11 protein-coding genes and 2 pseudogenes are annotated in these 12,050 nt (G+C 38.2%); 11 read left to right on the top strand and 2 right to left on the bottom strand.

Features of this window, described 5'->3' with window-relative positions:
• Window positions 1-56: 56 nt before the first annotated feature.
• From ACIQCO_RS08285 to ACIQCO_RS08275, 3 genes are read left to right on the top strand one after another with little or no spacing between them, the layout of a single operon-like run.
• Complete coding sequence (locus ACIQCO_RS08285; protein ID WP_400427364.1) at window positions 57-1,604, top strand: spore germination protein; 1,548 nt, start codon at window positions 57-59, stop codon at window positions 1,602-1,604.
• Window positions 1,604-2,713, top strand: coding sequence for a GerAB/ArcD/ProY family transporter (locus ACIQCO_RS08280; protein ID WP_400427363.1), 1,110 nt, complete (start codon window positions 1,604-1,606; stop codon window positions 2,711-2,713). The genes ACIQCO_RS08285 and ACIQCO_RS08280 overlap by 1 nt, the downstream gene beginning before the upstream one ends.
• Window positions 2,688-3,926, top strand: a complete 1,239-nt coding sequence (locus tag ACIQCO_RS08275; protein ID WP_400427362.1) for a Ger(x)C family spore germination protein — start codon at window positions 2,688-2,690, stop codon at window positions 3,924-3,926. Before ACIQCO_RS08280 ends, ACIQCO_RS08275 begins: the two co-directional genes overlap by 26 nt.
• A 242-nt stretch (window positions 3,927-4,168) precedes the next feature.
• Here the strand turns inward: ACIQCO_RS08275 and ACIQCO_RS08270 are convergent, their stop codons facing one another.
• Entirely contained in the window at window positions 4,169-5,071 is a 903-nt protein-coding gene (locus tag ACIQCO_RS08270) for a DMT family transporter (RefSeq protein ID WP_400427360.1), read from the bottom strand.
• A gap of 190 nt (window positions 5,072-5,261) precedes the next feature.
• On the opposite strand from ACIQCO_RS08270, the gene ACIQCO_RS08265 reads away from it, so the two are divergent.
• Both ACIQCO_RS08265 and ACIQCO_RS08260 read left to right on the top strand, forming a co-directional pair.
• The gene (locus tag ACIQCO_RS08265; protein WP_400427359.1) at window positions 5,262-6,797 is read left to right on the top strand and encodes a multicopper oxidase family protein; all 1,536 of its coding nucleotides are present in this window, start codon (window positions 5,262-5,264) and stop codon (window positions 6,795-6,797) included.
• Between the two features lie 224 nt (window positions 6,798-7,021).
• On the top strand, window positions 7,022-8,092 hold the full coding sequence (locus ACIQCO_RS08260) for an LLM class flavin-dependent oxidoreductase (protein ID WP_400427358.1): 1,071 nt from the start codon (window positions 7,022-7,024) through the stop codon (window positions 8,090-8,092).
• Between the two features lie 50 nt (window positions 8,093-8,142).
• Here the strand turns inward: ACIQCO_RS08260 and ACIQCO_RS08255 are convergent, their stop codons facing one another.
• Complete coding sequence (locus ACIQCO_RS08255) at window positions 8,143-8,325, bottom strand: hypothetical protein (RefSeq protein WP_024028660.1); 183 nt, start codon at window positions 8,323-8,325, stop codon at window positions 8,143-8,145.
• Between the two features lie 496 nt (window positions 8,326-8,821).
• Here ACIQCO_RS08255 and ACIQCO_RS08250 point away from each other — a divergent pair, with 496 nt between their 5' ends.
• The 6 genes and pseudogenes from ACIQCO_RS08250 (at window position 8,822) to ACIQCO_RS08225 (ending at window position 11,997) form a co-directional block, all read left to right on the top strand.
• The gene (locus ACIQCO_RS08250; RefSeq protein ID WP_400427357.1) at window positions 8,822-9,274 is read left to right on the top strand and encodes a DUF3995 domain-containing protein; all 453 of its coding nucleotides are present in this window, start codon (window positions 8,822-8,824) and stop codon (window positions 9,272-9,274) included.
• 16 nt (window positions 9,275-9,290) lie between these two features.
• Window positions 9,291-9,395, top strand: a pseudogene (locus ACIQCO_RS08245) (GNAT family N-acetyltransferase); the annotation flags it as partial.
• A 39-nt stretch (window positions 9,396-9,434) separates the two neighbouring features.
• Window positions 9,435-9,551, top strand: a pseudogene (locus ACIQCO_RS08240) (GNAT family N-acetyltransferase); the annotation flags it as partial.
• A 71-nt stretch (window positions 9,552-9,622) separates the two neighbouring features.
• The gene (locus ACIQCO_RS08235; protein ID WP_400427448.1) at window positions 9,623-10,009 is read left to right on the top strand and encodes a GNAT family N-acetyltransferase; all 387 of its coding nucleotides are present in this window, start codon (window positions 9,623-9,625) and stop codon (window positions 10,007-10,009) included.
• A 131-nt stretch (window positions 10,010-10,140) separates the two neighbouring features.
• Complete coding sequence (gene catA, locus ACIQCO_RS08230; RefSeq protein ID WP_400427355.1) at window positions 10,141-10,791, top strand: type A chloramphenicol O-acetyltransferase; 651 nt, start codon at window positions 10,141-10,143, stop codon at window positions 10,789-10,791.
• A 240-nt stretch (window positions 10,792-11,031) separates the two neighbouring features.
• Entirely contained in the window at window positions 11,032-11,997 is a 966-nt protein-coding gene (locus ACIQCO_RS08225) for a helix-turn-helix transcriptional regulator (RefSeq protein ID WP_400427353.1), read from the top strand.
• Window positions 11,998-12,050: the final 53 nt, after the last annotated feature.

Here is a 12,050-nt window from a genome sequence, read left to right as displayed (position 1 = left end):
ATACATAAACTGCCCCTAAAAATGGAAAGATAAATAAAAATTGGGGGTGGTCCGGAATGAAAAAAAACATCTTAGTCTCATTAATTAAGATTTTCAATAAGGAGCCCCATTTCAACGAACAATCCAATGCGAAAATCATTGATTTAAAAGAGCGGGATATTACCGGGCATTATGACCAAAATTTAGCGACTTTTAAGTCGATTTTTAGTATACCGAAAAATACAGATGTGAAAATCCGTGAATTTACCATTCGTGCACTAAAGCGCCGTGCCTTTATACTTTACATCGGCACCATGGTGGACCTCGAAAAAGTTCAGCAGAGCATTTTGAAGCCGCTTATTGAAAACGAACGGCCAACTGGAAAGATACAAGACATTATTTCCTTTCCTGTTGAAAAGACAACCACCAATATTGGTGATATTACCAATAACATCACGAGCGGCATCACCGCGCTTTTTATCGATGGAGATTGTCAATGCTATTTATTTGAAACAACACAAGTTCAAGGGCGCAGCATTGAGAAATCCGATAATGAAGTCATTGTCAGAGGGGCAAAAGAGTCCTTTAACGAAAAGCTCGCCGATAATATTGGATTAATCCGTAAAAAAATAAAAAATGAAAATCTGATTGTTGAGAGTCTGGTGGTTACTAAACGTTCCCGAAACGACGTACTGCTTGTTTACGAAAAAGACCTAGTAGATGATGAGTTACTTCAGAAGATCAAAGATCGGATTCATGCGATTGATGCAGATAGTGTCATTGATTTAAGTATATTGGAACAATATTTAGAGGAAAGGCCAAGGTCGCTGTTTCCTACGATCCTCAACACCGAACGTCCTGACCGAGCAGTCTCTTATATTGAAGAGGGCCACATTATTTTGTTAATGTCCAATTCACCAAACTGTCTTGTTTTGCCTGCTACCTTTTGGGCCTTGTTTCATTCACCGGAAGATCATTACCTGCGTACTCCATATGGTAACTTCATCAGGATTTTGCGATTCATGGCTTTATTTATCTCGGTTTTTGCGTCATCCTTTTATATTGCGATTACAAACTATCATGTCGGGATGATCCCGCCTGATTTGTTAATGGCGTTTGCAGGAACAAGGGAAAGGGTTCCCTTTCCGTCTATAATTGAAATCTTAATGATGGAACTTGCCTTTGAACTGATTCGCGAAGCCGGGCTGCGTGTGCCTTCTCCAATTGGACCAACAATTGGGATTGTAGGGGCCTTAATTTTGGGACAGGCTGCTGTTCAAGCCAATGTCATTAGTCCGATTGTTATTATTGTAATCGCCTTAAGTGGTTTAAGTTCCTTTATTATCAGTGATGTCAGCATGAATTTCGCCATTCGTATATCGCGCTTTTTGTTTATTTTTGCCGCAGGCTTTATGGGGATCTATGGACTAGCTGCTTTGCTTGTGAGCGGACTTTTTTATTTAGTTTCATTAAAGTCATTTGACGTCCCTTACTTTGCCCCAATGACACCCCGTTTCATCTCGGCAAAGGACTTAATTATTCGTCATGTACCCATCAAGGAAAGGTTTCGCCCAGGGTATTTAAAACCAAAAGATATGGTCAAACAAAGAGGGGATTCAAATTGATGAAGCAGCAGCCGGGAAAGCTAGGTATCCGAGAATATGTATCGATTACGGTTTTGATGGTTGGTTCAAAAGCATCAGAAGATACACCATCCCTTTTATTCAATCAGGTGCAAAACACAGCTTGGATGATTCCAATCCTATCTGCTGGAATCTTCTTTATCCCGTTCTTTTTATTAATCAAGACGATATCGCTATTTCATGAGAAAGACTTGTTTTCTGTCATTGAAAAATTACTTGGAAAATACATTGGCTTTTTTGTATGTCTAGTTATTTTTGCCTTCAGTTCATTTGGCATTTCGGTCGATTCAAGAACGTATACAAATATCATTAGGGCCTATTATTTTAATACAACTCCTGTCTTGGTCCTTTACGGTCTTTTCATGGCGGTTTGTGCCTATGGTGCGAAAAGGGGAATTCGGAATGTTGGGTCCGTTTCTTATCTGCTTATCTTTTATACAATACTCTCCTTGATTATTGCATTAATATTATGTACTCGAGAAAGTAATATTCAAGCTATCATGCCAATTTGGGGACCTGGGAAATGGGAAGTTTTAAAGGGAAGTTTGAAAAACCTGACTCTTTATGCTGATTTTTTTCTGCTCACCATGCTTGTTCCTTACTTAGGGTCAAGTAAAGAATTTCGACGAGGCACTTGGATTGCCTATATTTTCACTATTATTTTGATTAGTGCTGCTACGATCGTTTTCGTTTGCATGTTTGATCAATCTTTAGGAGGAATCGGCTATCCGTTTCATACGGCGATTCGTTATATTTCACTTGGAAGTTATGTTCCGAATCTCGAAATCATCTTTTTTGTGATTTGGATTATGGGGGCGTTTATTCGCTTTTCAGCCTTTTTGTATATTAGTGCTCTTATGTTTGGTCATCTGTTTAAAATAAAAGACTTCGAATACTTGATTCCACCACTGGCTGCCGTTTATTTATTGATTGGGGTTATACCGGAAACTCCAATGGAGGTTGGCCTTGAGTGGAAATCCAATGTTCAAATCACAGCGGGTCCTGTGTTTGCTGCCATTTCGCTTATTATCTGGCTGGCTGCTTTGTTAAAAGGAGAATTCAAACATGCGAAAAACAAAAATAGTATGTGAAATTTTGTTGATATTCATCCTTGTTTCTACCTTAACAGGCTGTTGGGATCGTGAAGAGCTTGAGGATCGGGCATATGTAATTGGAATTGGACTCGATCGCTCCAAAGCTAAAGGGAAAATTAAAGTGACCATGCTGCTGGCCAATCCTGAAGTGGGGAGTATGCAGGGCGGCGGCGGTTCAACAGAAAAGCCGCGTGAAATTATTTCATTCGATGCCAATGATTTCGTTACGGCGAAAGTGACTGCAAATGCGATCATCTCTCGAAAGATTAGTTATGATTTATTAAAGATTATGGTCGCATCTGAAGATCTTGCAAGACAACCATTGTTTTATAACCTTATAAATGATGCTGTCTATGATAAAGAAATTCGGATGAATGTTTTTTTAGCCGTGTCAGAAGAAAAGGCCAGTGAATATTTTTTAAAAAATCGTCCGAAAATGGAAACAAGGCCACATAAGTACTATCAATATATGATTGATCATGGGATTGAAAATGGGCTTATTCCTGATTCCACCCTTTTTCGCTTTTTTAAAACGAACGAAAGGGGAACAGACCTCTTTTTGGCGATGAACACAACCGCTACAAAGAAGAAGGACACTAAAATGAAAGGGGAGGACGAATACTATGCCGGGCAAGTAAATGCATCGGGGGAATTCGATAATACCCAATTTATCGGGTCGGCAGTATTTAGGAATGGAGTATTGATTGGCAAACTGACCGGTCAAGAAACAAGTATTACCAATACTCTTGATGATACAACAAACATTAGTGATTTTATAGCGGATATCCCCAATCCTTTTCCAGGCAAACGGAAATCATTTGCAGTCAGAGTCATGAAAAGAGAACATAATAAAGTGAAAATGGATCTAAAGGGCCCTAGGCCAAAGATTTTTATCACCCTCCCGTTAAAGTTTGAGCTTAAGTCAAACCCATCCATGGTCGACTTTTCTAAAAAAAAGAACCAAGCAATCATAAAAAAAGAAATAGCCCGCCATTTTAAAGAACAATTTGAGCGGGTATTAAAAAAAACACAGAAACAATATAAAGGTGCACCATACCCATTATCCTTTGATGCTAGGAAATATTTTGGGACTATTCAGGAATATGAAAAATTTAATTGGAACAAATCGTTTCTCAAAGCAGACATTTACGTAAAGCCAGATATTGAAATTGTCGATTATGGAAGATTACCAAAGAAGGCGGGGAAATAGGTTGAAAATAGTCACTGTCATTGTGTTGCTAGTTATTTCTATGTATACCGCTGGTTTCGCCATCTCTTTATGGAAGGAGAAACAAAAATTCGGGTCGGCCGCGGTTTTTTTTCTTACCTTGGCTATTCTTGTTCTTCCATTCTTTTCAATTCTTTAATACGAATAATAGGGCTTTCTGACTGGCAAAAAGGCGCACAGGATCATTGCTGTCCGCCTTTTTTGTTCATAATAACAGACATCCATTAGGGGGAGGTAGTTGGAGTCTGACCTTTTTTTCCTGCTTTTATCTCCAGTTTTTCACTTAAAAAAGTCGCCCCTAGGACAAGGACACCACCTATCATTTGAATAAAAGTCATGCTCTCACTTAAGAAAATCGCAGCAATAATGACAGCGGAAATCGGATCGATATAGCTGAGAACCGCAATTGTTTGCCCTTTTAGTTTTTGAAGCGAAGTAAAATATAAAAAATAACCTAACCCTGTATGTACAATCCCTAGGATCAAGATAAAAATAATGGAGTTTGAGTTTATTCCAGCAAAATTTAGTTGTCCCTGCCACCATATATAGGGAAATAAGATCAAAGCAGCTGCCATTAATTGTACTAAAGTGGTTTCAAAGCCGGACAAATTTTTGGTGAATTTGTTCATTAACACCACGCTTGCATAGAATGCTGCCGCTAAAAGGCCATAGAAAATACCTACTGTATGATTCTGTGAACCGCTTGTACCGCTAGACCCATTATTCACGATTAAAAACAAACCACCCATTGCCATGATAATACAGACAACTTTCACACTCGTCAGTTTTTCTTTTAGGAGCCAAGGTGCCAACATTATCACAAATATTGGCGCAAAGTAATAGCTGATCGTGGCATTGGAAATCGTCGTATATCGGTATGCCTCAAAAAGAAAGATCCAATTAAAGCCAACAGCCGCGCCAGATAATAGCAGTAGAATGGCATTTTCCTTTAATGCTTTTAAAGATGGTTTATGTTTGACTAGGAAACTAGCAAGAAGCAGGAATATACTGCCGATTACTCCTCTTAAAAACGCAATTTCACTTGAAGTCAAATCAATCTTTTTGACAAATACCCCAATGCTCCCAAAAATGAGCATGGCCGTAATAAGTCTCATTTTCCCATTCATACAGTTCCCCCCTTGTTATTCTTAATCCAATCACAAAATGAAGGATTTCTCAACCGGTTTTTACTGCGAAGTGAATGAAAATTTAAAATATTATAGTGGATATATGGTGAAAAGAGGTGGATGTTTGTGATACTGGTTGCTTTTTAAACATAAAGTGATGGTAACTATTTGTATAACTAGGAGAGGACATATGAATCTTTCAAAATTTGTTGATGAACTTCCTGTGCCTTCTGTTTTAAAACCTCGTCAGAAAGAACGATTCCATACTTATTATGAAGTGAATATGACGCAGTTTAAGCAATCCCTCCATCGTGACCTGCCTGAAACAACAGTCTGGGGCTTTGAAGGTGTGTATCCAGGTCCAACCTTTGAGGTTGAAAGTGGTGAAAAAGTTTTTGTAAAGTGGATCAACAACTTGCCTGATAAGCATTTGCTGCCTGTCGACCATACGGTTCACGGTGCCCACTTGGATGTTCCAGAAGTAAGAACGGTGATTCATCTGCACGGTGCAAGCGTTGAGTCGGAAAGCGACGGATATCCGGAAGCTTGGTTCACGAAAGGATTTGAGCAAGTAGGACCTCATTTTTCAAAGGAGATCTATCGCTATGATAATTTTATGCCAGCCTGCACTCTTTGGTATCATGATCATGTCATCGGGATTACCAGACTCAATGTGTACGCGGGATTAGCGGGATTTTATCTGATAAGAGATCAAAGGGAACGTGAATTAAATTTCCCAAGTGGAAAATTTGATATTCCGCTGATTATCCAAGATAAATCCTTTCATTCAGATGGTTCACTCTCTTATCCGAAACAGCCAAAAAATCCAGTGCAGGAATTAGATACCTCAGTCATACCTGAATTTTTAGGTGATACCATCGTGGTGAATGGGAAAGTATGGCCCTATTTCAACGTGGAACCGCGTAAATACCGTTTCCGGCTGTTAAATGGATCGAATACCCGTTTTTACAGGCTTAAGCTGGATTCGGAGCAGCTACTTTACCATATTGCAACAGATAGTGGATTAATTGAATACCCGATTGGAATCAAAGAAGTCCTATTGGCACCTGCAGAACGGGTAGAAGTGATCATTGATTTCACTAATTTTGAAGGAAAAAGAATCGTCATGACAAATGATGCCCCATTTCCGTTTCCAGATGGCGAGCCAGTAGATTCTAATACGGTTGGAAAAGTGATGGAATTTCGAGTGGTACTGCCGCTTTCAGGCATTGATACGAGTGAGATTCCGTCCTTCATGGTGCCTTTTCCGAAAAAGAGAGTGCAGACAGCCTCAAAGTTTAGGTTTCTCACCTTAACTTCAAGAAAAGATCAGTATGACCGTGAAGTGATGCTGCTCAATAATCAAGATTGGGATGCCCCGATAAGCGAAAACCCTAAATTAGGGCAGACTGAAGTATGGTATCTCCTCAATCTAACAACCGATACACACCCGATTCATCTTCATTTAATCGATTTTCAAGTTATAGATCGCAGAGCTTTTGATGTAGAAAAATATAAACAGAAGGGAATTCTCGATTACACCGGCCCGGCAATGCCTCCGACTCCACAAGAAAGAGGTCGGAAGGATACCGTCATCGCCTATTCTAATCAGGTTACTCGGATAATTATGAAATTTGGACCTTACACAGGATTGTACGTATGGCACTGTCATATCTTGGAGCATGAGGATTATGTCATGATGAGACCGTTAAAAGTCCTTCTTTAAAAGGGAGGATACGCTTCTTTTATCCCCAATCATTTTCTCAGGTACTCCGGAAACCATCAGTAATGAGAGTATCATTTCCCTTATTTCATTAGAGGTGAATCTTCTGCTATCTTTACAAAAATTTTATCTCGATTCGATTATTATAAACTCGAGATGATTGCTTTTTGTAGCATATGATAGTGGTAAGCAATTCAGTTACAATGCAAATGTTAGGAGAGAGAAAGATGAAGAAAGAGTCGAAAACGAAACAATCCAGTATGGAAATAGGGATTTATACATTAGCTGATTTAGGAGCAGATCCGCATACAGGGAACACCATTAGTGCAAGACAGCGGATTGTAGAGATTATTGAAGCGGGAAAAATGGCAGACGAGGCAGGGTTAGACGTATTCGGTGTTGGTGAACATCACCGTCTGGATTATGCAGTTTCAGCGCCGCCGGTTGTGTTGTCGGCCCTATCACAAGTCACCAAGAAAATAAAACTGACAAGTGCCACGACGGTTTTAAATACCGTTGACCCTGTCCGTTTATTCGAGGATTTTGCGACACTCGATTTAGTATCAAATGGTCGGGCTGAAATCATTGCGGGGCGTGGGGCGTTTATCGAATCATTTCCTTTGTTTGGGTACGACTTGAGTCAGTATGATGAATTGTTTGAAGAAAATATTGAGCTTTTTCTGAAGTTGAATGCGTCTGAGAAAGTTACTTGGAACGGTCATTTTCGTTCAGGATTAAGTGATGCTGAAATTGCACCGCGGCCAGTGCAAAGTCAAATTCCATTATGGGTTGGGGTTGGAGGCACTCCGGAAAGTGCAGCACGTGCAGGGAGATTAGGTACGGGCTTAGCATTAGCGATACTTGGAGGCGATCCACTCCGGTTTAAGCCACTAGTGGACATTTACCGACAAGCTGCAAGTCAAGCTGGACATAGTCTTGAAGATTTGAAAGTTGGAGTATCTGGCCATACCTTTATTTCGAAAACGACGCAAAAGGCTAAAGACGAATTCTTTCCTTATTATTCAAATTATTGGGGATACCTCAATCCCCAAGGCGGAATGGAGACAAGGATGTCCATAGCTGATTTTGAACACCTGTCAGCGCCAGAAACGGCTTTATTTGTCGGAAGCTCACAGCAAATTATTGAAAAAATCCTCCGTCAATACGAGCTTTTCGGGCATCAGCGGTTTATTGCCCAGATGGACATAGGCGGCATGCCATATAAAAAAGTGGCCGAGAACATTGAACGATTAGCAACGGAGGTTGCGCCAGTCATTCGCAGGGAAACGAGCAAGTGATTATAATAAATATTCAAAATGGAAAGTGCTTAGAAAATGGTATAAGAAAGTTAATAAACTTTTCTAATACCGGATAAACGGATGGAGAAAGAATTCTGCTGTTCATCTTTCAACGAAAGAATTTGTTCACGTAAATTTAGGCGATAGACACGTCCTTTAATAGTTTGTAAAATACCATTTTTATCATAGTCAATTGTGACAAGTTTTCTCTCAGCCAGTTTTTTTAAAAACATTCAGATTCCTCCCTTCATAAGTAATGGTTCATACAATTCCATTGTAAACTGAACATATTAAGAAATAATGAAGTAGTTGTTAAGGATAGATGTTAAAAAAGTAAACATTTTGGAAAACATGAAATCACAAATAATAGAAGGGGTGCGAAATATGTTTCGCATCCTTAAATAGTAAGTCCCCTTTATTGTATTATGTAAACGTTTTTCTTCTGCTTGAGATACCGTTAAAGTATTGTAAAGATTCTGTATTCTAATGCACGGCTGGATTAAAAAAAATCTTAGAACTTGATAAAATATTGAAAATGAGCTGGAAGTTGGTATATAAGTTGTGAAATTAGAAAATGAAGGTTTTCTCAACTGGTTTTTACTACGAAGTGAATGAAAATTGAAAATATTGAGAGTGAGTATATGGTAAAATAAGTTAGACGGGAAATGAATTTCTAGCAGTTCGTTCTAAGTTGTTTAAAAAATTGCCGTTTTAACGAGGAGCAATTTTATGGAAACTAAAAAGTGGATATTGTCTTTTGGGGTGATATGGACGATTCTTTTTTCCGGCTTGAGTTTCTACTGGGCAATGGGAGGCATGTTTGGTGTTAGATCCCTTGGAGGAGCCATTTATGAAATGGCATTAAACCCAGCGCCATCGTTTGTAAAAATAGTTTGGATAACTGGATACATCAAATTGCTCGGAGTCGTATGGCTCTTGATGCTGTTAATGAAATGGAGAAAGCCTTGGATTCAAACGACGCTCTATCTCATAACAAAGATTTGTGGTTTATTACTTTTTTTATATGGTTTGTTAAACTTCGTAACAATATCGCTTAGTGCAATTGGTGTTTTAAACTTTGATTTAGATAGGTACGCCACCTTTTGGAGATTAGTCTTTTGGGAGCCTTATTGGATGATCGGAGGTATATTTTACTTTTTTTCAATTAAAAAAAAGAATTAAGGAGATTTTTGTGTGGAAGGAACTTCCCCAATTAATGTGTGCAGAAAGCTTGGAATCCTACTATGAATCTGTTGGATTCAAGAAATTTTCTGTGGGAATGTCAAGGAATATAAATCGTTAAGAATGGATGTTCAAGTAAAGGGCAGTTTGGAGGAATAAAATGCACCAACAAATTTTTAAGAAATTTGAAGCAGCAGATTTCAAGGATTATTTCCAACTAGTATCGAATAAACAAGTTATGGCTCAAATTACCCAACGTTCAATTTCATTAATGGAGGTTTTGTAGTGAACCCACAAAAATTTATCATAGCTCAGTATAGTCCCAAGTATGCTGAACAGACAGTGGCTATGTGGCGCGATAGTAAGGAACAAGCTATTGGCCAGAAAGAAATTCATAGCTTTGAAATTCACCTATATTTTTTAAATTCTATATTACCTGAACAGTTTCAAATAGATTTAGCATTAATTGATGAACAAGTAGTTGGAATGATTGCCTATAATGAAAGGGAAGTAAGCCAGCTTTATATTCATAATGATTATCAAGGAATCGGTATAGGTAAAACATTACTAGACAAAGCAAAAGAACAATCAAGTGGTAGATTAACATTATATACATTTGAAGTAAATGAAAAGGCACAACGATTTTACGAAAAACATGGATTTAAAAAGATTGGCAGCGGACATGAAAATGAAGAGAATTTACCTGATATTCAATATGAATGGATGTCCAAATAAATAAAGTAATCACGTAATAAATCAAGTATTGGGGCCAGTAATAACTTGAGGCATTAAGAGGTGATAGGTTTGGTGAAAACAGATAAATAGCCTCCTAAAATTCGTAAACACAATTTTAGGAGGCTAATAAAATGAAGTTTAATTTAATTGATAGAGAAAATTGGGATAGAAATCAGTATTTCGAGCATTATTTAAATCAAAAGTGTACGTTTAGCATTTCTGCAAATATAGACATCACAATATTATTAGAACGCCTGCGCAACAAGGGGATTAAACTATACCCGAGCTTTATATATATGGTAAGTAAAACAGTAAATTCTCATTCAGAATTTAGAACCTGTTTTAATGATGAGGGAGTTCTGGGGTATTGGGATCAAATGATTCCTAGTTATACAATCTTCCATGAGGATAACAAAACATTCTCTTGCATTTGGACTGAGTTCTCAAATGAATTTTGTGTCTTTTATAAAAACTACCAAGAGGATATAAAGCAATACGGAGTTGTTAAGGGGCTTTTTACGAAAGAAAATGAACCTAAAAATTCCTTTCCTATATCCAGTATTCCATGGGTTAGTTTTACTGGATTTAACCTAAATATAAATAATGATGGCGACTTTTTACTACCTATCATTACAGGGGGAAAATATTTTAATCTGGAAGATAGAACATTGTTGCCTATTTCATTGCAAGTGCATCATGCTGTTTGCGATGGTTATCACGCTAGTACATTTCTAGACGAGTTACAGCATTTATCTAATAATTGCCATAAGTGGCTCACTTGAAAAAAAGTAAATGAGAGTTCGTTTTTATATAAGGAGTTGTTACAGAAACTCCTTTTCTTCAACTGGGGCCAATTATATTAACCCGTTGCGAGGGACTTCCTAGAGCAACTTTTATCATAAAGTTGTAATTAGTATATGAATTTGTTTATTTGAAAAATCTATATATTACGTCACCACGTATAAATGAATGAAAGCTGCAAGGGACTTGCCAAAGTTGCTGTAGAAAGGACTAAATAACTCATGACCAAGGCTGTAAATATGCTTTCTATACTATGGTTGCTCAATACTGGCAAACGTATGACAGCCAAGCAACTAGCGGAAGAATTAGAGATTAATATCCGCACGGTGTACCGTTATATCGATGCCTTGTGTGCCAGTGGAGTTCCAATTATTTCGGATGCGGGTCATAATGGAGGCTACAGTTTGCTTCATGAGTTTACAAAGGCGCCATTATTTTTTGACGTAGACGAGCAAAAAGCACTGATTCATGCAGCAAGTTTTGCATCAGAGGCAGGGTATCCATTTAGTGAGGTTTTGAATGGGGCAGTCGCCAAGCTGAAGAAGTATACAAATCAGGAACAATTGGATTATATCAATCGTCATATAACAGGATTTGACGTGATTCAGCCCCCAGTAAATTCCGAATTGGAGTCGCTTCTACAAGAAATAGAAGAATCCGTAGCAGAAGGTTTAACACAATTAATGGAATACCAAAAAGGAAATGAAAGCACACCTCAACCACGCAGCATTGATCCATATGGTCTTATTTATTGGAAAGGAAATTGGTATGTCATCGCCTATTGTCACCTCCGCCGTGAAATACGCAGCTTTCGTGTGAATCGGATAGTGAGTCTATCTCGAACAGGTATTGAATTTGATCGTCCAACAGATTTTTCAGCACGTTCTTTTTTTCTAAATGGACTTTTGCCTGATTTAGATCAGCCTGAACATCTGATTTCCATCCAAATTGAAGGACATGCGCATGCCCTCGATGATTTATGCCAGCATTGGTTATTTGGGCATGCACTTATCCGCCGGTCGGAAAATCATGCTCATTTTAGGATCGATGAGCAATCGATCAATAGTTATGTACCCTACTATCTTCTTCCCTATGGAAGGGCCATAAAGATCCTAGAACCGTTATTTTTAAAAGAGAAAATGGTAACGGTCACTTCAGAATTAGTTAAACATTATCAAAACTTTTAACTTCACTGACCGTATGTGTCAGTGAAGTTTGTTTATGATGTAAAAGGTAGTAC

Origin of the sequence: Neobacillus sp. NPDC093127 (assembly GCF_044754175.1) — a bacterium.
Lineage (GTDB): Bacteria > Bacillota > Bacilli > Bacillales > Cytobacillaceae > Neobacillus.
This window is presented reverse-complemented; position numbering and strand designations above follow the sequence as displayed.